We start from the raw sequence: 21,850 nt of genomic DNA on the forward strand, positions 1-21,850 counted from the left end.
ACAAAAAAGAAAATAAAAAAGGGGAGCAGTTCTTAACGGTTATTTCCATTAATGCACAGCTCCACTTTCTATATCCACTAATCTTTAAATTGCATTCGCTTTCTTCACAGCTTTATCCACAGAGGTCATAACCGCAGAAGCAAAGCCTTCATCTACCAGAGATTTGTAACCCTCGATGGTGACGCCGCCCGGTGAACACATTTCGTTGACCCTTTCCTTCGGCTCATCGCCGGTCTCATCGAGAATCATAGCAACGCCCAGCATGTTTTTGATGACCATTTTCTTCGCGTCGCTTCTGCTAAATCCCGCATAGACACCGGCATCAACCAAAGCGTCCGCCATCTGGTACAGCCACATCGGTCCCGAACAACTGAAAGCTGTAAATTCACCAAACATGGACTCCGGCAAAATAATCGTCTGCCCCAGTGCGCCTAAAAATTCCAGTGCATAAGCTTTATCTTCTTCATTAATATTGGCATTAAGGCAAACTGCACTGTGCCCATTGCCGGACTGTCCCAAGGTATTTGGCATCACGCGGATTACCTTTCTATCTGCGCCCAGCACCTCCTCAATAGAGGCAATCTTTACACCAGCTGCAATGGACAGCACCACCGCATCCTCTTTCACGACGCCAACCAGCGACTGCAATACCACCGGCACAATTTTAGGCAGTACCGCTATGACAATCATATCCGCTGTTTTCATCGCCGCGCTGGCATCCACCAGCGCTTCCACGCCGTAAGTTTCTTTTAGATAATCACAGCGCTGCGGGTTTAGTTCGCTCACCGTAATATCACCGGCTTTTGCAATTTCTCTTTGCAAAAGGCTTCTGATAACGCCTTCCGCCATGTTGCCGCCGCCGCAAAATACGATCTTTTTACTCATTTTGTTCCTCCGTATGATAGGTCTACGCAAGTTCCAAAGTTGCCTTTACAAACTGCGCATCCGTCTTTGTTTCTTCTGCCAGATATGCAATATCCTCAGCAGTGAGATTTTCAGGGGCTACACCCGCCTCTTTGCAAGCTCTCTTAATCATTGACTGTCTAAATCTGTTGATGTCAGCCACCTGATGTTTAATCAGACCGGGATTTTCCGGCAGCACGATATTCACACCCGGCTTGTCTTCTGCCTGAGGATTTCCAAACTTAATCTCAATTCCATTGTCTCTTGCAAAATCAAGCTGCGGCTGAATATGTTTTCCAGCACCTGTATACTCGGTTTCACTGATAACGATAATCGCATCTCCCGGCATTTCCTGTGCCAGAGAAAAGGCTGCTGCAAGGGCAGTATTTCCTGCTGGTCCTCTTTCGAGACCTTCTAAATTGGCAAGAGCTTCTGTCATGTACATAACTTCTCCCTGCTTTACTGTAACATATTTATCGGCATAACGCAAAATTCTTGCTGCGCTGCGCGGTGTGTCGGAGTGGTCAGGTCCTGTTGCATGAGGCACGCCAAAGCCAGTGTGTCCTGTAGTGCAGGATTTTTTGTTAAACTGGGTGTCTGATGCCATGTGCAGTCCCGTCAAGTCAATGGAAGCTGCGATAATCTCTGTATCCGCAGAACCTGCCTTGATCAATCCTCTTGCGGTTCCTGTAATCATTCCGCCGCCTGCTGTAGTGCAGACAACTGCATCAGGATTTTTCCCTGTCATCTCTCTGCACTGCTCAGCAATTTCGTATCCAAGAGTTTCTACCCCTGCAATACCGAACGGCGAATACAAAGAAGCGTTGAAGTAACCAGTGTCTTCTAAGATAGAAAGGAATGAATAGAAGAGCTCTGGCCCTACGGTCAGCTGTACAACTTCTGCGCCATAGGCTTCACACTTTCTTGCTTTCTCTACAATTTCAGGCTGCCCGATGCCTTTTGAGTCATAGCACTCCTGCACGACAATGCACTTTAATCCCTGCATCGCTGCCTGAGATGCTACAGCAGCACCATAATTTCCTGAAGTTGCAGCCATTACGCCCTTGTAGCCCAGCTTCTTTGCGTGTGCCACTGCGCAGGCTGCTCTCCTTGCCTTAAAGGATCCGGAAGCGTTTGCTGCTTCGTCCTTTGCAAAAATTCTAGCACCATATCCCGGCTTCGCATATTTTCTTGCAAGCTCTGTCAGGTTTCTAAGCTCAATGAGCGGCGTATTTCCTACTGCAGTCTTTGCCTGAATCTTTGCTACTTCTTCTACTGTATATCCGGTCTTTGCCATGAGTCCTTCATAGTCGAAAGCGACAGAGCCCGATTCAAATTCGTTATAGTCGATTCCCAGAGCTTTCAGGTTGATTTCTGCAGATCTTGCCATTACGGAATCGTAATCTTTTGGTAATGCCATTATTTCTCACCTCCGAACATGATTTCTCTCAGCTGTTTATCAATGTCTATAATTTCCGGCACAAATTTGCCATAGCTGTGGGTATAGTAAGGTCCCTCTTCAATCAAGGTGCCCTTTACCATTCTGCCCACCGCAGTTTTTACCGTAACTTCATCTCCTACTTCCGCAGCTTCTTCCTGCAAAAATCCCTTTGTCCACTGCTGCAAATCACATCTCTGTGTATCTTCTGGAATCTTAGCAGTTCTTTCAGCGGCCTTCAGCACGATTGCGTGAATGCGCACCCAGTCTCCTCTTTTTGCCATGTTACTTTTCTCCTTGTACTATTTATAAACTCTTCTGTAATGTTCTTGCAATAATGTTATCCTGAATATCCTTTTCCAGATCTACGAAGTAAGCGGAATATCCTGCAACTCTTACCAGAATGTTGCGGTACTTCTGCGGATCCTTCTGCGCTGCCAGCAGGGTTTCATCATCCACAACGTTGAGCTGAATGTGCTGTCCATGCTGATCATCAAAATAGGTCTTTACAACAGTTTCGATGATTTCAAGACCTTTTTCACCCTTTACAATCGCCGGGTCAAACCGCTGATTTACCAGTACGCCGCTCTGTGCAAGCAGCGGATCAATTCTGCCAAGAGATTTTACCACAGCAGTCGGTCCGTTCACATCCATACCGATCATCGGGGAAGCGTTGTCAGCAAGCGCTGTGTACGCTTTTCTTCCATCAGGCAGGGCGCCGATGAGCTGACCCAATACTACGTTGTAGGACTGGGTGGAAATTACCATGGTATACTTTGCGTCACGGCCGTCGGTGTGCTTCGTAATCTGGTCGTTGCAAAGCTTTGACAGCCAGTGGGCGTAGCAGTCCACCTCTTCAATATCGTTGCCGTATTTCGGCGCTTTGTTTATGAGCAGCTGACGCAGGTTTTCCTTACCCTCAAAGTCCGTTTCCAGAAGATCCATCAGTTCCCCCATAGACAGATACTGCTTGTTGAATACACATTCCTCAATCGCTGCCAGAGAGTCTGCAATGTTTGCAATACCAGTGATGGCAACAGCGGAATATCTATGCTCTGCGCCTCTTCTCTGCAGCACAGTTCCCTTTTCGATACAGCCGTGTGTGAAGCAGGAGCCTGTAATCGTCGGCGCTGTCCATGCGTGGCAGGATACGATTCTGTCAAAGAGTTCCACAAACTTGTTCATGAAGAAATCCTGCTGAATTTCGTAAGCGTCCATAATCTGCTTCACAGAAGTAAAGGTTCTCACATCTCCTGTCTTAGGTCCAATCTGCTTTCCTGAAATCGGATCCACGCCGTTGTTCAGGGTAATCTCAAAAACCTTGCTTGGATTAAAATATCCCGCATTTGACTGGAAATCGGTAATACCCGGTACGCTCGGTTCGATACAGCCGCAGATACCCCAGTTTCTTGCATCTTCCAGAGAATGCCCCAGAGAAAGCAAGTGGGAAATGTTGGTGCCGTCGTTAAAGAATGCCGGATGGCTTCCTCCCTTTCTCGCTACAGCCAGCGCCAAGCGGAAAGTTTCTTCGTCAACGCCATCATGGTAACGGAAGGATACGCAAGGCTCTTTGGTCTGCAGATCTTCCATGCAGTGTAGAATCAGTCTGGTCAGATCGTTGCAGCCGTCGCTGCCGTCAGGCAAAACGCCGCCGATCATCATGTGAATCCAGAGTGGGCAGCCCGGATATGCGATAGATTCTCTGGTGGTGCGAACCTCCCAAAGTTCTGCAATTTTTAGCTTAAATTCGTGTACTAAGTCAGCGATAAATGCTTCTTCCACGCCGTCAGCTAAATCCTGTTTATAGAACGGATACATGTACTGGTCAAATCTGCCCAAGCAGTTATCGTTGCTGTTATATTCCATCTGCAATGCAAGATGGGTAAACCATACCAGCTGGGCTGCCTGGTGGAAGTTCTTCGGTGCATTTTCCGGCACAACGCGGCAGTTTTCAGCAATAGTCAAAAGCTGCGTTTTCCTTTCTGCGTCGGTGCAGTCTGCCGCCATGACTTCAGCCAGCTTTGCATATCTGTGAGCGAAACGAATGATAGCCTCCATAACAATAATCATCGCTTCCCATGTATAGCGCTTTTCCATCTGTTCGATGTTCATCTTTTCAATGCCGGCGATATTTGCCTTGCACTGATCGATATAGAAGCGGTAGCCCTTTGTTACCAGTTCATCGTAAAAAGGCGCATGGTTCATGGTGGACTTATTTGAAACGCCCTTTGTAAAAATACCCAGGTTTACCATTTCGTCCATGTCAGGGTCTGCTAAAGCCGCGGTCAAATCGCCAAAAGCTCTGCCTTCCCACTTCTTCACAATCTTTCTCAGCTCTTCCTTTTCACCTGGCATAAACTTCAGATTATCAGACTCTCTGGTGTCCAGTTCCTCTAAATCATCACGAAGCCAAGCGGTCATATCAGGATACAGCGGCGTACCGTGAAGGCGAGAAGCCAAATGACCTGCAAGTACAGAATCTTCATCGATAAAAATCTTCTTATTATCCAGCACATAGGCAAAAGACTTTGCCCTTCTGATCATAAACGGCTCCATGGACGGCTGACTGTAAAAGTCCGTAATCAGTCTTGCACGGTCCAGACAAATTGTAACCGGTGTATCTCTTACCTTCTCACTCAATCTTACAATTCTTTCAGAAATCATTTTACTACCTCCTTATTATTGTTTTTCATCCAAAAACACTCTTTTCCATATTTATTTAACACTTCGTTCGCGCATTTTACTCGTGCCCGCATTTCCTCATCACTTGGCGTTCCGATATCAGAAAGGGCATAGCTTCGCCCCAGTGCCTTGTACTTCGGCGTTCCGAAATCGTGGTAAGCAAGCAATTCATACTCTTTTGCTGTAGGCAAGTTCCCCACAAATTCTGCAATTGCCCTGATATTTTCCTCGCTGTCTGTACAACCGGGTACCACCGGCGTTCTGATGGTAAGGGGAATGCCGAAAGCGGAAATCTTTCTGATGTTGTCAAGAATCAACTCGTTGCTCACGCCTGTCAGTTCCTCGTGCACGCCGAGATCCATATGCTTCACATCCATGAACATGCCATCGATATAAGGCAAAGCCTCCTCAAACTCTTCATAGACCCCAAAGCCGCAGCTTTCCACCATGACGTGGATTCCTTTCTCCTTGCAGCGTTTTGCAATATCCCGCAAATAACCGCCCTGCATCAGTGGTTCTCCTCCGGAAAAGGTCACGCCGCCTCCAAACCTGGCATAAAAAGGTTTATCTTTTTCAATTTCCTTATATAATGCCTCCACCGTATATGCTTTTCCGCTGATCTTCTTCGCCTCAGCATAACAAATATCGGTGCACTGCATGCAGTTTGTACAAAGACTGCGATCTATTGTACCGTCATCGCAGATTGCATTTTCCGGGCAGACTTTTCTGCAAAGACCGCACCCCACGCATTTAACGCGGGATTCCATAATCTCCGTCTCAAAGTTTTGAGACTCCGGATTTGCGCACCATTTACATCGAAGTGGACATCCTTTGAAAAACACCAGCGTTCTCAGACCCGCTCCATCGTGAATGGAACATCTCTGTATGTTAAAAATCATGCAGTGTACTCCTTTTCATTCTTTATGCACTTTATATAAAAGCAAATTCCGTGCCAAATAAAATCATTGAGAAAGACCAGTCTTTCGTGTAAAATGATAAAAAAACATGGTGTTCAGCCGGATTTTTTTAGTCAAAACGGCGAAAAAATCCGCAGTCTGTACTATTTTCGTTACAGTTTTTTGCTGCTATTTTGCTGTATAATTGACTTTCTCATAAAAATACTGTGTTTTGTACTATTTTTGACACAATATTTTCAAGAGCTGCTCAATTACAGAGACACCTTCCCCTTTTTATGGCTTTTTTCCCTATAAAAACCACTGGCATATTTTTTGCTTGTATATATAAATGAAATAAAATCGTCATAAAGATAGAAAGGACCCGTAATAATGAAAGCGAAAAAACTTTTTAGAACAATCGAAACCCACACCTTAGGACAACCTACCCGAAATGTCGTCAGCGGATTTCGTAAAATTCCTGGAAATACCATGCAGGAAAAATTTGAATATATGAGAGATAAAGAAGACTGGTTCCGCAAGGTTTTGATGTTCGAGCCAAGAGGCAGCGAAATCATGTCCGGCACTTTGATTACAGAGCCCTGTACGCCCGGCACCGATGTAGGTGTGCTTTACTTTGAAGCCAGCTGCTGGCTGCCGATGTGCGGTCACGACACCATGGGCGTCACAGTCGCCCTTATCGAAACAGGTCTTGTCGATGTGCAGGAACCGGTTACCACCATCAAATTGGATACTCCTGCCGGTGTCATCACCGTAAACGCAAAGATAAATGACGGCATCGTAGAAGAGGTTTCATTCCTCAATGCGCCGGCGCTGGTTCTAAAGCAAGATGTAACCGTGCAGACCGAAGCCTTCGGCCCATTGACCTTGGATATTTCCTGGGGCGGCAATGTGTACGCAATTCTGCCTGCTGAAAAGGTTGGTCTTGACATCAATCCGTCAAATTGTGGCAAATTCATCGAAATTGCCCAGTCGCTGGCAGCAGACATCAACGAACAGGTGGAGATTCATCACCCAACCCTGCCGTTTGTAGACAGAGTTACCCATGTTGAATTTGCAGGTCCTGCAAAGAGCGAAGACGCAGATATTCAGAACATCGTTGTAGCTCTGCCTAAGGTTATAGACCGTTCCCCTTGCGGTACAGGTACTTCCGCAAAAGCTGCTCTACTTTACGCTGAGGGCAAGCTGAAAGCCGGCGAAAGTTTCGTTCATGAAAGCGTAATCGGCTCTAAATTCAAATGCGAAGTCGTAGAAGAAACTACTGTAGAAGGCATTCCTGCCATTATTCCAAGAATCACCGGGAATGCATGCATCACCGGTTTTGCAACCTGGATTCTTGATCCAAAAGACCCGTTCCAGGAAGGATTTTTGCTGGATGTATAAGAATAAACGACTGCTTAATCTAAGGTATAAAGGTCTCCATGCTTTTTACTGGATGCTCTACTGCTTGTCTACTGCTTTTATTACAGTGTTTCTGCTGGCGCAAGGGCTTTCTGCTGCAAGTATCGGCGTCATCGTGGCGCTAAGCAATATTCTTGCAGCGGCAGGTCAGCTGGTGGTAGGCAATGTAACAGACAAATACAAAAAAGTCACTTGGCGAAATGCCATTTTAGGAATCGGTGTGCTGCAGCTTGCTTGCCTCTTTCTGCTGATTATTTGCAGCGGCAGCTTTTTGATAAACGTGGGAGTTTACCTACTGTTTACCATTTTGGTATATTTTCAGATGCCCCTTGTCAATTCCGCTGCCTTTGCCTACGAGGCAAGCGGAATCTCTGTAGATTTTGGCAGCGCCAGAGGCATGGGCTCTGTGGCATATGCGCTGATTTCCTATATTGCCGGGCAAATGATTTCTGCAACTAGTGAGCAAGCTATCATTTATTTGAGCATGGCAGTTCTCATCGGTCTTCTTCTGGTGACAGGCTCCATGCCCAGCGGCAGTCATACCGCTTCAGAATGTACTGCAGACGCAACAGCGCACCAGGACCACAAAAGCGGCATGGTGCAGTTTGCCCGAAAATATCCGACCTTCATGGTAACGCTCTTTGGCATCGTTTTATTGATGTCATTTCATAACATCGTACATACTTATATGATACAGATGATGGAACCTCTCGGCGGAGACAGTGCGGCTATGGGTACCGCCTTTTCCATCGAAGCCTTGATGGAGCTTCCAGTTATGTTCGGATTTTACAAGCTAATTCAACGGTTTTCCCCAAGCACACTGATTGCCTTTGCAGGCGCAGCCTTTATTCTGAAAGCGCTGGCCTATATCATCGCTGGCAGCGTCACCGGTATCTATCTGGCGCAATCCCTGCAAATGCTCAGCTATGCGATTTTTATCTCTGCCTCGGTGTACTACGCCAACGAAAAAATGGAAACAAGCGACCAGGTGACCGGTCAAAGCTATATGACCGCATCTATCTCTATCGGCGCCGTAGTCGGCAACTTAACCGGCGGAATTGTGCTCAGCACTGCCGGCGTCGACGCTCTGCTTTACTTCGCCTTAGGACTGAGCGTTGCTGGTGCAGCCATTACTGGACTTGGCGTTCGGAAGAAGTAAATAGAAAAAACAGCCACGCGTCCAACGCGTGGTTTTCGCTTATACAAAGAGACCACATAATTTTCACGTGCTGTCTCCGTATATAAAACTTCTCTTACTCGTTTCACATACGGAAAGCACACTTAAATAAAAGGTGATTCCGCAAGGCAAAAATCTGTTTTGCAGAAAAAAGCATAAATATCTTTAAAAAAGCAAAAGAAACACTTTTGCTTTTGCTACTTTTGCTATTTTAGGTCACATTCCCCTATTTTCAACTGTTATATGTATAGAGAACTTCTTTTTCTTGATGATTATCATTTGATTTGATATAATAAGCCTAATAATACTATATTGTTGAGAGGACAAAGCAGATGTGTGAAGATGCTAGAAATGTAATAATCAAGGAAATCGACAAGAAGTATGGCAGACTTATTAGAAAGGTGGCTTATGAGGTTTTGCATGACAGTCATGAAGTGGAGGATATCATACAAAGCGTACTTTGGAATTTGATTTCCAGACATATGGATAAACTGGGAGAAAAAAGTTTTAGAGGCTATTTGTGTACAGCTGTGCGTAATGCCGCAATCAATGAATATCGCAGACGTGAGAAGGCGGCGGTCAGTGTAGATCCGTTTGATTTGTCAAAGCTGACAGAGCAGCAGATAGATACAAAAGCTTTTTGCAATAATCAGGGATTCGGCGTGGAACTTGAGGAAGTACTGAATCAGCTTGATTATATTGATAAGGACATCATTTGCTTGCATTATGGCGATGGATATACATATGCGGAGATTGCGCCGGTCGTGGGAATGAGCGACAGCGCGGTACGCAAACGCGCTGAACGTGCCTTGAAAAAGTTGGAAGTTATGCTGTTGGATAGAGAGGTAAAAAATGATAAATAAAGAGGGAAAATTTGAGAAAGAAGCAGAGAGAATTCTCAGTGCATATGCAAAGGAGCTGCAGAAAAGTCGTAATGCTTACTTAGATGCATTGGAGCAGGAAGAAGTACCGAATCCGACACTTTTTGTTGAAGAGCCGTACCCAAAAGTGTCGGTGCAGGGTCATCGTAAAATTAGATTAAAAAGGGTACTGGTTCTGGTTGCAGTGCTGGTACTTTTGATGGGGCTTGCGGTTGTATCATCGGAAGGCGCAAGGAAACAGTTTTTTGGATTTCTGCAAAACGATAAGGAAGGACATACAGAACTAAAATTTGTTGGCGATGAAGAAAATGCGTCGGGACTTCCGGATTTTGAACTGGGATATGTGCCAGAAGGGTTTGAACTGTATGATGCAACCGATGACGGGGTATGTAAAGAAATTGCCTACTTGGGAGAAGAGAAAGGCGAAAGAATTTGTTGTTCCATTCAAAAAAGTAGTGTTTACAGCGCAGGTTTTGATACGGAGACCCATGAAAGAAAGGAAGTAATGGTAAATACCAGCCAGGGCCTACTTTTCTATGGAGAAAGCGATTGCATGCTGGTATGGCAAGTCGGTGACTATACTTTTGATTTACTTACATCATTTTCAGAAAAAGAAACTTTGGAGGTTGCAAGAAGCATAACTTTGAAAAGATAAGAGTGTAGGAAGTCGTACTGCAAGTTGAAATTTTTAAAAAATTTAAAAATTATTGTCACGAGGTTCTTTTCTCTATTGTTATATTAGATGAGAAGATAAATCAAGGAGGATATTAATGATGAGAAAATTAATGTTAGTAATGATGACAATTGCTTGCATAATGTGCACGTTGGTAATACCAGCATGGGCAAATGCACAGCAGACAACAAAGCAGGAACCCGACGCCGAACTGCAGTATACATATGTTGAACGAATTTCTTTAGGTTTTACAATTACTGGTGAAAAGGCCAAATGTTCTATGAAAATGCCGCTTAAAACAGGGAAAGAAGTTGACTATGCACAGGTTACGATGACGATTAAAAAAAGTTCTGGAACAACGATAAAAACTTTTACAAAAAAAGTATATCCAGATGAGATAGGACGTATTTCATGGGCAGATTCACATAATTTGGAAGATAGAGGAACTTACTACTTACATGCCAATGTAAAGCTGTACAAGAATAGCAAGCTGGTAGAAACAGTGACGGGAGACTCTTTGAGCCAAAAGTATTAATTCGCTTATCAGGTGGTATTGGGGATAGAGAAATCAGTAGGAAGGAGGTAAAGAAAGCGGATAGGCAAATAAAAATCTGCAAAGAAAAAGAGTTTTCTAAAATAGCAAGTTGGATAGGAGCCCAATTTAAGTTATTTAGGAAAACTCTATGAGAACATTATACTAATGAATTTGGATAAAATCAAGATGTAGGGGCGTTTTGATTGAAAGGTGGAGAAAAATGGCAAAAAGAAAGACTTATATGATGCTTGCTATTGTAGTCGTATTCACGTTAGTAATTCAGAGTGGATTTTGCTTTGGATTAGAAGAAAAATCCACTAGAGAAAGTAAGAAATTCTATGGTGGATATAATACGGATTTTGGGGCTCAAATCTGGGATATAACTACAACGATGAGTGTAAAATACAATAAGACAAGCAGCAAAAAAACATTAGTACGGTATGAACTACATGCGTTTGGGAAAAAGCATTTACCACATATTTCAGAGGGAACTTATACTTTTCCAGATGGGGTCAAAACATACCGTAACGGGACCGTAGTTGGAATAGATAGAAAATCTTCATTTTCTGGAGTTGCAACAATTTCTGATCCCAATGCAACACATTACTATTGGGCGATAAAAAAGGATGTTTCATATAGTTTTCCAGATGGTATGTCAGGAAAAGTAGAAGCTGAGTGCATGTTTAGTGTATCCGGATGGACTCCTGTTCCAGGAACAAGCTGGTGGCAGACTGTGACGGTGAAGGTATGAGAAAGGAGTAGATAAAGATGAAAAGAACATGGATATGTGTAGCAATCTTACTGATGTTGATTAGCAGCAGCGTTCTAGTTTTGGCTAGTGCTTCGGAAAACAAAATCGTTTATGAATTAGAGTCTGCCGAAAAAGTAAACTCAAAAATCAGCACGGAGGACAAAAAGCTGGTTGTCGCAGAAGTTGATGGAATGCCGATTTATTACAATGAATTACTTGAACGATATAGCAAAGCTGTCGCTAGTGGAGAGAGTAATCCATATGATGAGTCACTAGAAAGCATTGCAAGAATTAAAGCAGAATATCGTTTTCTAGAGGAGAAAGGACTGGCGGTATCAGAAAAAGAGGTCAAGCAATACACTTTGGATCAGAAAAATTTGTATGATAATGAAATTCCAGCAGACTTAAAAGAAGGAATAAAACAAATTATTGCGGCACTAAATCTTACGGAAGACGAGTACTGGCTAGAATATAAGTTAAAGGAAAATCGAGATTTTTTAACTCATTTAAAGGCTGAGGAGTATTTGGAAGCACATTCAATGAGTTTACCAGAATTGACGGTTTCTGACGTAACTATTTTAGAAAATAGTTTTCAGAGAGGAAACATAGAAAATTTGTTGAAATAATTATTTGCATTCTATGTCTTAACCTTAAGAGATGAACTGGCAAAGTCGAAGCAGAGAAAGGCATCGAGTAAAGTAGTATGTCTTTCTCTATTTTTCATATCTTGTGAGTCAATTATTATACATTGGAGGGATGAAGTCAATGGAGAAACTGTTGTTATTAAAAGAAAGCAAATTGTTAGTTCTTATGCTCGTTTTAAGCATGATATTGTTTGCATCATGCGGTGAAAATGCTGATGAAAAAAATAAGGCAAATGAAGAGAACTACAAATGGGATGTTACGCGGCTGGATATGCAAAACGAGGAACCGAGTAACGAAGAACAGGCGAGGCGAATGAAAGTGTTTGGTCAGATGTTTCGTTCCATATTCTTTGATGATTCAAAGGAAGCAGAGCGAGTCATCGGTACGATTGACGGAAAGGATATTACTGCTAGAGACTTTGAGCTGCGTGCTTTGAAAATCAGAGAGGGAGGAGCAGAATATCCTTACAAGACAGCCTGGGAAACAATGAAACAGGAGGCTGCTGAATTACAGTACATAAAAAAACAGAATTGTTATGATGATTTCCTTGACCTGGCAAATCAGGTGTTTCGTGAAACAAGAACTGCCTATTCGGAAGATAAACAGTTTCGCGAGTATTGTGATGAACAAAAAAAGTTGTTGGGTCTGACAGATGAGAAATACTGGGCGTTTATGGAGGAGGCAAATCAGAGAATACAATTTCATCTACTGGTGCAGGACTATATAAAGCAAAATGATTATCCCGCTATAGATGTAAAAACAATAGAAGACAGCCTTCAGGACGAGGAGTACAAGGATAAGGTATTCAACAAAAAATAATTAAAACTATAAATGTTTTTATGTCTGGTTACTTCAAAAGAAATCTCATACCAACATTTCTCATTTTCAAACAAAATTCTAACGTAAACCAAGTGTTATCCAACGAATATTCTTCAATTTCAGGTTGAATTACACCTATCCACAGTCAAGTTCTATGTCGGTTACTATAAATTTTCCTTTTTTTGTGTCCACAAAGGGTAAAGTTCTGCAAAAGAAAAATCAGGTTCAAAAACCTCACTTCCGATTCACAACCACAATCCCTGCGCTGACAAGAAGCAGCGCCAGTGCAGTAGCAGGCGTCATCACTTTCTCACCGAGGAAAATTGCCGACAGCATAACGCCAAACACCGGAATGGTGAAGCCATAAATAGTAATTTTACTTACCGGGTTATATTTCAGCAGATTCGCCCAAATACAAAAGGTCACCATGGAAGTAACCGACAGATAAAGCAGCAGCAACGCCGATACCAAGGTAAACCCACTCACCCTGCCGCCCATGCAAAGGCCCATTGCAATCAGAAGAATGCTTCCAAAGAGAAGCTGATAGGCCGTAATTGCGCCGGGGCTTTCTCTGTGCGAAATCATCTTCAAAGTCACCGAGCTGACTCCGTAAGCCGCTGAGCAGAGCAGCACCATGCCCTCTCCCATAAAAGTAACGCCGCCTCCAAAGCCGTCGCCACCCAGATTTACGATGACAATTCCCGCAAAACCCACCGCACAGCCCAAGGCTTTTCGCCGGTTCATTTTCTCATCTCTTGTCATAAAATGCGCTGCGATAATACTGAAAAATCCGTTTGCTCCGTTAATCACAGAACCCTTTGTTCCGGTCGTATTAGAAAGTCCTATGTAAAAGCAGATGTACTGCACCGTCGTTTGCAGAAAGCCTTGCAGCATAATATAGGGAATGGAACTCTTCTGAATGGACAAAAGCCTTCGCTCTTTAACACTGAAAAAAGCAAACGTCAGCACGCCTGCCGCAAAAAAGCGATATCCCGCAAAGAGAATTTTGCTGCCAGAATCTTCAATTGCAAGCAATGCAAATCCCTCTTTAATGGCAGGAAAAGCGCTACCCCACAGAGCACAAGTCAGCAAAGCCAGCAGCACGATTGCCGCTGGCTTTGTGAAGATGTTAGTTGAGGTACTTTTATCTTTCATCTTCTATGCGCCTTTCTTACTGAAACGACGCGATGGTTTCTACAATAGTATCAAGGTTGTTATCTGCATTAACACCCATAGCTGTTAGTTTGTCAGTCACATCAATCGGAACATCACTTCCATCCATGGCTTCGTTGAGTCGTCCACCCATGAGCACGTGGGTATCTTCCATGCCTGTACGCTTCAGCTCTTCCATTAAGTCCTTCGCAAAGCTGTATGCCATACCGTTATAGGTACTCATGCAAAGAACCTTACTGCCGGTTTCAACCAGGGTATCTGCAATTTCTCCGATGGAAACGGATACACCCAGGTCGAAGACCTTTGCCCCCGCTTTGCGAAGATAATTTCTGATGACTTCTTTTCCGAACTCGTGCACGTCGGTGGAGCCTACGACAACAGCAACACCGGACAGGGGACCGTCGCCCTCAAAGCTCTGTTTTGCCAGAGCCTCGTCCTGAATTTTATTGATTGTCTGCACAATGCTGGTTGGCATAACCGGAACTCTTGTGCGCATTGCCTCTTCATCTTTCCTTCCTGCACCGAAAGCGATTTCAAGCTGCTCCGGTCCGATGGCTTTCAGCACCGATACAATTTCTCCGCCGTGCTCAATATCAACACCCAAATCATCCAGCGCATTCATGACCCGTTCAAAGAACTGATTTGCACCAACCACTAACTTTTCTGCATCGGCATTGACCTTTTCCCAGTTGATGTAACGTGCATAGTACGGTGCTTTTTCGATGACCATATCCATGGTCAGCTGGGCTTCGATAATTTCCTTCGGCTCCGGAATTCTGATTGCCTCTGTGAAAGGCACCGGCGCAACCGCATAGCCGGACGGATACATCAGCTGGCAGGCAACATCAGGCAGTGCATAAGCGCAAAGAGCCGCATAATTCCTCGGCAGGCAGAATCCGTAGTCGATGGTATTTCCGTTTACAAAAGTGCCCGGCGTGCCATACTTGTTAATCATGCTCAGCGCTCTGTTGAATACGATACGAAGGAATGAGTCACTGAACAGATTTCCGTAGCAGTGAGCCAGTCTGCCGCCCATCAAATCCTCTGCCACGTAGCGTTCCAGCTTTGCCCAGCCTAAAAGATTTGCCACATCGTGGAACTGTGCGCCGTAGCCGTCGTCCAGATTACAGTGCATGCAAACACCCTGGTCTTTAAACTCGCCCATAATCGCCATGGCTTTGATATAATCTTCGGTACGGTAATCTTCCATTTCAAGACTCGGATATTCGTAAGTAAAATACTGGGCAAGGTTACCAATAGAGGTTACCCCCGCATTTAAGGCATTGGTTACATTTTCAACACCGTTGAGAGAGCCAATCATATGATCGCCAAGGTGCGGGTGCACAGGTACTACCTGTCCCAAACGGCTCCATTCCTCCGGCGTATTTAAAATCAAGCTGCCGCTTGCCTGAAACCTGTCTCTGTACTGCTCAGGCACGCCCATAATCCAGTCGCAGCAAATGCCTAGACGGTCGATACCAGAGCCGGCTTCTTTCAGCCCGTTATATACTGCGCGAATACCGTCTTCCGTCACGTCCCATGAATTCCAGCCGATGACGGAGTGCTTCATGATTTTGCCGGCTTCCATCATTTTCTGCTTATATTCCACTTCCGATTTTACGCCGTACTCCTTCATAAACAGGGTTTCCCCGATGGTAATTTTCGACGCAATTTTCTTCGCATCGGAACGAATTGTCTTCATATCCGGCAATTCTTTTTCGTTATATCTTCTCTTGATTTCAATATCCATTCAGCTTCTCCTCTCACTTTCTGCCGATGCTTTCTTTCATAATCGCAAGGGCCGTATCCTCATCGTATGCTCGCAAAAGTCCCGCCGCAAAGAAAATGTAATCCTCATCAACCAGCGCTTCAAGACGCTCCGGCAACAGAACTGTATTTTTTTCCTTCTCGCAAAGCTCCGCGTTTTTCAAAATCTTCTCGGCTGCTGCTTTCCCATTATTGACGAGAATGCCTCCAGTTCCAATAATCTTTCGGATTTCCGACAGATTCTTTCCCCGCTGCACCAGATTGCAGCCGCCGTAAAACTCTTTCGTGCAGGTGCCGGCGTGACGTCTTGCAGAAATGCCTACGGCATTTGCTGCGATTTCAAGATCAATTTTTCTTTCCGCCTCCGAATCTGCCACGTATTCCCGAACTTTGGTTCTTTTCTCTATGGCCTCTTCTACTTCCAAAACAGACATTCCGCATTTTCCCGCAAAAGTCTCTGCTCCCACTTCCTGCAAAAGACACGAAGAAGACTCTCTCATGCCCATGTCACCCTCCACCGTTCTCTTGGCAAAAGGCTCCGGCGCGCCGACCTTCTTTGCGCCCGAGTAGCTTTCGTTTTCTGCAAAAGAATAAATATCAGTGGTTGCACCGCCAATATCAGCCAGCATGTAAGGACCGATTCCCTCTTCTCGTTCTGTGCCTCTACAAAGAAGTTCCCCTGCCGCCAGCACCGCCGCTGGCGTCGGCACGATAGGTCCGTCAACGACTTTCTTCACCACGCCGACACCCTTCATATTGGTAATTCTGCTCATAAACAAATCGCGTATAATGGAAACCGCAGAGTCAATGTTCAACTTACCAATATCAGGTATCATATTCTCCGCAAGGAAACACTCCTTACCATGGCTTTGAAACATTTGCCGCACAGTCTTTGCCGCCTCGGAATTGCCCGCATAAATGACAGGAATGTGCAGCATGCTCTCACTGAGCAGCTTTGCATTTTCCAGCACCAAGGCGCTGTTGCCGCCTTCGTAGCCGCCGCACAAAAGCAGAATTTCTGCATCCGCCGCAAGGACTGCAGCAAGGTCAGATTCCGTAAGTCTTCCGGTGCACGTCTGTACCACCTTGCCGCCTGCTCCAAAGCTAGCGTTTCTGCCGGCTTTCATACTGAGAGATTCCGTCAGACCGCAGACTGCAATCCGAAGACCTCCTGCCGCACTGCTTGTAGAAAGCTTCAGCGCATTTTTCAGGTTCTCCTTTCCCAGCACAGACTCCGCCGCACTAAGGCACTTGTTCAGTGCAATCCCTGCGTCCTCATGAACCGTAGACGGGTATTTGTCCGATAAAACCACCCGCCTTGCATTAAGATCCACACAGACTACCTTTGTATATGTGCTTCCAAAATCTAACAAAACTGCAAAGTTCAAGTTTCTCTCCTTTAGTTATCATCCATAGATTTTTCGTCATTATGGCATATAAAGCAATTAAAGCAATGTTCATGCCAATTTCTAATACCGGCTTAAAATCCCCATTTTCAGCCATTCTTTCTGATTTCAACTGCATTCTATATCAAACATTCTACCATGTTTGTGTTCTTTTTGATACACCCTGCCACTACGACAATTTTTCGTACCAAACGTGACACACTTTCCTGTCGATTTTGCCGCTCCTTCTTTTGACACTGCGCAATTTATGTTACAATAAGGCTATATTGCAGGTGTATTCACAGAAAAGGAGTTCCTATGGCTGATTCAATCCATACCATTCAGGTCATTGAAAACTTGGTATCCAAACAAAAACCCCAGAAAATCCTCGGCAAGCACGCCTATGTACAGCAGCTGTTTCAAACCCTGCACGAGCAGATCAAACTGCCCTGCAGCTTTGCTCTTTTTTGCACTGCGGACGGTCTGATTCTAAACGTCCTACAGGAAAATTCGGCTGATTCGCAGAATTCGGGCATTCATCCAGGACTCAGGCTGCCTCTGGATTTCCTGCCTGCTGCATGTCCTGATACGATTTACTACGACACAGTTTCAGGTTACGTTCTCATCACCTTAACCGCACCAGAGGAAGAGACAGGGGTTAAAGCTTTCCTTTCAAAGATTTGCACCTATATGCAAATCTTTGATGACTATGTAAAGGAAAATCGCCAGCTTTGGGACAGCCTGGACGCTGTGAAAAAATCAATTTCCATTTACGATAAAGACGCTACCCTGCTCTACGCCAATCAGTATTTTTGCAATTATCTTCACATCGCCAATAGAGAACAGGTCATCGGACGCTCCATCGAGGATGTTATCAAAAGCGCTGGCACCAAGGTTCATTCCATCGATACCAACACCAACAGGTTAAAAATGCACGACGTTTTACGCAAGGGCGAGGAGGTCATCGACTGGGAGGTTCGCATCTTATCGTCAAAAGGCGATACACAAATCGCAGGCAACGACATGTACCCGGTTCTCGATGAAAACGGAACTGTTACGGGTATGGTGGAAATCACCCATTCCAGACAGCAGTCCCTCGACAGCGCAAAAAAACTGGTAGGTCTTTCCGCCGAATACACCTTTGAAAATATCATCGGAACAAGCACCCCCATGCGTGAAAGCATCCGCACCGCAAAGGACTACGCCAACAGTCCTCTTAGCCTTTTGATTACCGGCGAAAGCGGCGTCGGCAAGGAGCTCTTTGCCCAAGCTGTTCATAATTACAGTGACCGTAGAAAAGGACCATTTGTTGCCCTAAACTGCGCCAGCTTTCCAGAAAACCTCATCGAGAGCGAACTCTTCGGCTATGTAGGCGGCGCATTTACCGGCGCTTCTAAAAACGGACAAATCGGTAAATTTGAGTTAGCAGACGGCGGCACGCTGTTTTTAGATGAAGTCGGCGAACTTCCTTTTCACTTCCAGTCTAAGCTGCTTCGCGTGCTGGAAACATGGACCATTACCAGAATCGGCAGCACAAAACCATTTCCTGTAAATGTGCGCCTTATCGCAGCTACCAACCGCAATCTGGAAAAAATGGTCGAGGAAGGACTTTTCCGTCAGGATTTGTACTATCGACTGCAGATTCTCAACATCATCATTCCTCCCCTCCGCAGTCGACGAGAGGATATTCTGCAGATTTCCGAGGAACTTCTTCGTCAGGGAAGAGCCCCAGGCAGCTTGCAGGAAAAAACCTTGACCGAAGACGCAAAACAGATTCTGCTGAGTTATGACTGGCCCGGCAATGTGCGCGAACTTAGAAATGTGCTTTCGCGTGCAGCCCTTCTTTCCAAATCCAGCTTCATTACCAAAGACGTACTGACTGCCTCCATCTTTGCAAGCGGCTCAGATGCACGACTTTCCTACGAGCAAAGCCTTCCGGACAGCACTCTGTCCGCCGAAGCAAGACTGGCGCAAAGGCAACAGGAGGTCGAAGCTGCAGGCGCAAATCTTCTAAAGGAAGCCATCAGCATAGCGGGAGGAAACAAGTCCAAGGCTGCAGCCCTTTTAGATATGTCCCGCAATACTTTTTACCGTATGTTAAAAAAATACAATCTTGAATAGCACGCAAAAGGGAGATGCTTCAAAACAGAATGAAGCATCTCCCTTTTTATCTGTTGTAATATAATTTACATGACCCGAATCAACACCATATAGCAAATCGTACCTGCCAGAATCGACAGAATGGTACTGTGTTTCCATTTATGCAGGATGGCTACTAGCGCCACAGAAATCATCTCTGGAATTCCGTGGGTGCCGTCAAGAAAATCTATTCCCTTTAGACAGTAGACCACCAACATTCCCATGACTGCATAAGGCAGCACGTCTCCCAAATAGAGAATTATTTTCGGCGTTCCTTTTGAAAACAGCACAAAAGGCAGAAAGCGAAGGAGCATGGTGCCAAGGGTCATCACTGCAATAAGCCCCAGGGCATGAGATGTACTAATCATGCTGTGCCCTCCTCTCCAGTGGCTTCTTTGCAAGAAGAAGCGCTGTCGTAATCAAAATCATGGCAGGAATGAGGAAGTAATCCGCTCCAAACACAAGAAGACACACGACGGAAATTCCAAGACCCGATAGAGCCGGAATGTGTTCTCGCTTTCCCTCCCACTGTTCTACAAAGATGACCACAAACAGCGCCGTCATGGAAAAATCAATTCCCGTGCTGTCAAAAGACAAGGCATTTCCAAGAAAAGCACCCAAAATACTGCCAAATACCCAGTAGCTCTGGTTCATCATGGACACCAAGAAATAGTACCATTTTTCGTCAACATGCTCCGGCACCTTGGTGCTGCACACCAGCGAATAAGTCTCGTCTGTCAGCGCAAAAATCACATATAGCTTCTTGATTCCTCCCAGCTTTTCATAGCGTTTCAGCATGGACACCCCATAAAAGAGATGTCTGGCATTTACCATCAACGTCATCAGCCCTGCTGAAATCAGCGACGCACCGCCGCTAAGAAGCCCCACTCCCACATACTGCAAGGAGCCTGCATAAATGAGGACGCTCATCAAAATTGCCCACAAAGAGCTGTACCCCTTGTCCGCAAGGAGCACCCCAAAGCCGATTCCAAGAACGATATATCCCGCCATGACCGGCAGCGACGAAATAAAGCTATATTTTACCGTCTCCCGATTCAAAGTCTGTTTCCTCCAATTTCCTGCAATTACTCAAATCCCGGCGCCCGCACTTGCCGCCTGCAAAGCATGGGTAAATGCGCCGGATAACTTTTTACATTTTATCACATTCTTTGATTTTTGCATAGCGGGCAGAGGGAATAGTCAGATAGACAAGGTGTCGCAAGCTAATGCCATGCACGGTTCACTTAAGCACAAGAGAAAAACTGCAGTGCCTAAACGAAACATTTTCTTGCTTTGCAGATTTTTTCAATATATCCTTTAAAAAAAGGAAAACGCCCACTGCATATGATGAACTCTTGAAAAAGTCCGTTGAAAAGAAGGATTTTATTGGCTCTATTCCCAATAAAATCCTTCTTTATATTCCAAAAATCTAGTGTAATACCTCGCTAAAAGCTTTTTCACTTCGCAGACAGTTTATTTTTTCCTTTTTTTGATGCAACAAAGGGTATAGTTCTGCAAAGACAATTATTGTTTCGGAAAGCTCTCCCTCCTCCAGCAAAATCCGACAGAAAAAGGTTAAAATACACCATTTCTAAAAAAGCTACAAAGTGTATACTAAAAGGTAACGAAAGGAGCAAATTTATGAAAAATCAAACCTTAGAGATTATCTTTAACCGATCATCCTGCCGGAATTTTTCAGAAAGAAAAGTCAGTCAAAATGATTTGGAGGAAATGATCGCCGCAGGACTCAGCGCCCCCTCCTCCGGAAATTTCCAGGCATATTCTATCATTCATGTGACAGATGCCGAAAAAAAAGCCAGGCTGGCACAGCTTTCCTATAATCAAAAATTTATTGAAAAAGCGCCTGTTGTTCTTCTTTTCTGCATTGATTTTCGCCGAATGAAACAGCTGGCAAGCAAGTACCCTTTTCCCCTTCGCAATGCAGACTCCTTTACCGAATTATGGTTCATTCTTATGGAAATCGGCATGGTTATGCAGAATATGTGTATTGCAGCGGAATCAAAAGGAATGAAATCAATCTGCGTAGGAAATCCTATCAGTTACATGGAAGAATTATCAAAACTTTGCCAGCTGCCTTCCTATGTATGCCCTGCACTAATTTTATGTATAGGCTACCCTGCTCAAGAAAAGAAACCTATGAATAAGTATGCCGGAAGTTTGCTGGTTCATGAGAATGTATATCGTGACGTTTTGAATCAAGACCTGGAAGCTTCTTTTCAGGAACATTTCAAAAACTGGAAAAAACCATTGAGCGAAGAAAGTCTGCAGGCATTTTCTGAAAGCTGCAAAGCCTGGAGTGGAGAATCCTTTGAAAACTATGCTGTGAATCAGATTCGAAAACAAGGATATTTCAACTACTACCAATACTTTATCAGCATTTTCTACAGAGAAACTCCTGATATGATGACAAATACAGATTATCACAAATATTTTAAAAATCAGGGCTTCAACTGGCTGGAAACAGATTCCCCAAACCGCAAAATCTGACATATACACATTAAAAAGTTGCATTGTACTAAATTTTCAGACAGATATAATGGAGACAG

At 44.5% G+C, this 21,850-nt stretch carries 20 protein-coding genes; 10 read left to right on the forward strand and 10 right to left on the reverse strand.

The genetic code is table 11. From position 1 onward, the window contains the following. Window positions 1–84: 84 nt before the first annotated feature. The 5 genes from proC to D1155_RS08620 are packed head-to-tail and all read right to left on the reverse strand — an operon-like array spanning window position 85 to window position 5,922. Window positions 85–885 carry a pyrroline-5-carboxylate reductase gene (gene proC, locus D1155_RS08600; RefSeq protein WP_160201988.1) on the reverse strand — a complete coding sequence of 267 codons (801 nt, stop codon included), beginning with the start codon at window positions 883–885 and terminating at the stop codon, window positions 85–87. 22 nt (window positions 886–907) lie between these two features. After that, the gene (gene ortB, locus D1155_RS08605) at window positions 908–2,323 is read right to left on the reverse strand and encodes a 2-amino-4-oxopentanoate thiolase subunit OrtB (protein ID WP_160201989.1); all 1,416 of its coding nucleotides are present in this window, start codon (window positions 2,321–2,323) and stop codon (window positions 908–910) included. Further along, the gene (gene ortA, locus D1155_RS08610) at window positions 2,323–2,625 is read right to left on the reverse strand and encodes a 2-amino-4-oxopentanoate thiolase subunit OrtA (RefSeq protein ID WP_160201990.1); all 303 of its coding nucleotides are present in this window, start codon (window positions 2,623–2,625) and stop codon (window positions 2,323–2,325) included. Before ortA ends, ortB begins: the two co-directional genes overlap by 1 nt. A 22-nt stretch (window positions 2,626–2,647) precedes the next feature. Then, the gene (locus tag D1155_RS08615; protein ID WP_160201991.1) at window positions 2,648–5,005 is read right to left on the reverse strand and encodes a pyruvate formate lyase family protein; all 2,358 of its coding nucleotides are present in this window, start codon (window positions 5,003–5,005) and stop codon (window positions 2,648–2,650) included. Then, window positions 5,002–5,922: a glycyl-radical enzyme activating protein gene (locus D1155_RS08620; protein ID WP_160201992.1), complete on the reverse strand. Its 921-nt coding sequence runs from the start codon at window positions 5,920–5,922 to the stop codon at window positions 5,002–5,004. Before D1155_RS08620 ends, D1155_RS08615 begins: the two co-directional genes overlap by 4 nt. A gap of 387 nt (window positions 5,923–6,309) precedes the next feature. Between D1155_RS08620 and D1155_RS08625 the strand changes: the two genes are divergently transcribed. The 8 genes from D1155_RS08625 (at window position 6,310) to D1155_RS08660 (ending at window position 12,819) form a co-directional block, all read left to right on the forward strand. Next, complete coding sequence (locus D1155_RS08625) at window positions 6,310–7,320, forward strand: proline racemase family protein (RefSeq protein ID WP_160201993.1); 1,011 nt, start codon at window positions 6,310–6,312, stop codon at window positions 7,318–7,320. Beyond that, on the forward strand, window positions 7,313–8,497 hold the full coding sequence (locus tag D1155_RS08630) for an MFS transporter (RefSeq protein ID WP_160201994.1): 1,185 nt from the start codon (window positions 7,313–7,315) through the stop codon (window positions 8,495–8,497). The genes D1155_RS08625 and D1155_RS08630 overlap by 8 nt, the downstream gene beginning before the upstream one ends. Window positions 8,498–8,847: 350 nt before the next feature. Continuing rightward, window positions 8,848–9,378, forward strand: a complete 531-nt coding sequence (locus D1155_RS08635) for a sigma-70 family RNA polymerase sigma factor (RefSeq protein WP_160201995.1) — start codon at window positions 8,848–8,850, stop codon at window positions 9,376–9,378. Continuing rightward, window positions 9,368–10,051 (forward strand): DUF4367 domain-containing protein, encoded by a 684-nt coding sequence (locus D1155_RS08640; protein WP_160201996.1) that lies wholly within the window; start codon window positions 9,368–9,370, stop codon window positions 10,049–10,051. The genes D1155_RS08635 and D1155_RS08640 overlap by 11 nt, the downstream gene beginning before the upstream one ends. A gap of 115 nt (window positions 10,052–10,166) precedes the next feature. After that, window positions 10,167–10,604 carry a hypothetical protein gene (locus D1155_RS08645; protein WP_160201997.1) on the forward strand — a complete coding sequence of 146 codons (438 nt, stop codon included), beginning with the start codon at window positions 10,167–10,169 and terminating at the stop codon, window positions 10,602–10,604. A gap of 220 nt (window positions 10,605–10,824) precedes the next feature. Next, entirely contained in the window at window positions 10,825–11,355 is a 531-nt protein-coding gene (locus D1155_RS08650; RefSeq protein WP_160201998.1) for a hypothetical protein, read from the forward strand. Window positions 11,356–11,372: 17 nt separating this feature from the next. Beyond that, window positions 11,373–11,981: a hypothetical protein gene (locus D1155_RS08655; protein ID WP_160201999.1), complete on the forward strand. Its 609-nt coding sequence runs from the start codon at window positions 11,373–11,375 to the stop codon at window positions 11,979–11,981. A gap of 139 nt (window positions 11,982–12,120) precedes the next feature. Further along, window positions 12,121–12,819, forward strand: a complete 699-nt coding sequence (locus D1155_RS08660) for a hypothetical protein (RefSeq protein ID WP_161880234.1) — start codon at window positions 12,121–12,123, stop codon at window positions 12,817–12,819. Window positions 12,820–13,053: 234 nt separating this feature from the next. On the opposite strand, the gene D1155_RS08665 is transcribed toward D1155_RS08660, so the two are convergent. Genes D1155_RS08665 through D1155_RS08675 form a run of 3 tightly spaced genes read right to left on the reverse strand, consistent with a single transcriptional unit; the run spans window position 13,054 to window position 17,147 of the window. After that, entirely contained in the window at window positions 13,054–13,974 is a 921-nt protein-coding gene (locus D1155_RS08665) for a DMT family transporter (protein WP_160202001.1), read from the reverse strand. A gap of 16 nt (window positions 13,975–13,990) precedes the next feature. Next, window positions 13,991–15,742, reverse strand: coding sequence for a cobalamin-dependent protein (locus D1155_RS08670; protein ID WP_160202002.1), 1,752 nt, complete (start codon window positions 15,740–15,742; stop codon window positions 13,991–13,993). 13 nt (window positions 15,743–15,755) lie between these two features. Next, on the reverse strand, window positions 15,756–17,147 hold the full coding sequence (locus D1155_RS08675; protein ID WP_160202003.1) for a glutamate mutase L: 1,392 nt from the start codon (window positions 17,145–17,147) through the stop codon (window positions 15,756–15,758). Between the two features lie 315 nt (window positions 17,148–17,462). On the opposite strand from D1155_RS08675, the gene D1155_RS08680 reads away from it, so the two are divergent. Further along, the gene (locus tag D1155_RS08680; protein ID WP_160202004.1) at window positions 17,463–19,265 is read left to right on the forward strand and encodes a sigma 54-interacting transcriptional regulator; all 1,803 of its coding nucleotides are present in this window, start codon (window positions 17,463–17,465) and stop codon (window positions 19,263–19,265) included. 65 nt (window positions 19,266–19,330) lie between these two features. Here D1155_RS08680 and D1155_RS08685 read toward each other — a convergent pair whose 3' ends face one another. Both D1155_RS08685 and D1155_RS08690 read right to left on the reverse strand, forming a co-directional pair. After that, on the reverse strand, window positions 19,331–19,651 hold the full coding sequence (locus tag D1155_RS08685; protein ID WP_160202005.1) for an AzlD domain-containing protein: 321 nt from the start codon (window positions 19,649–19,651) through the stop codon (window positions 19,331–19,333). Then, window positions 19,644–20,342 (reverse strand): AzlC family ABC transporter permease, encoded by a 699-nt coding sequence (locus D1155_RS08690; protein ID WP_160202006.1) that lies wholly within the window; start codon window positions 20,340–20,342, stop codon window positions 19,644–19,646. Before D1155_RS08690 ends, D1155_RS08685 begins: the two co-directional genes overlap by 8 nt. 582 nt (window positions 20,343–20,924) lie before the next feature. Between D1155_RS08690 and D1155_RS08695 the strand changes: the two genes are divergently transcribed. Beyond that, window positions 20,925–21,791 carry a nitroreductase family protein gene (locus D1155_RS08695; RefSeq protein WP_160202007.1) on the forward strand — a complete coding sequence of 289 codons (867 nt, stop codon included), beginning with the start codon at window positions 20,925–20,927 and terminating at the stop codon, window positions 21,789–21,791. Window positions 21,792–21,850 lie beyond the last annotated feature (59 nt).

The organism is Anaerotruncus sp. 80 (genome assembly GCF_009936115.1).
GTDB lineage: Bacteria > Bacillota > Clostridia > Peptostreptococcales > Anaerovoracaceae > Senimuribacter > Senimuribacter intestinalis.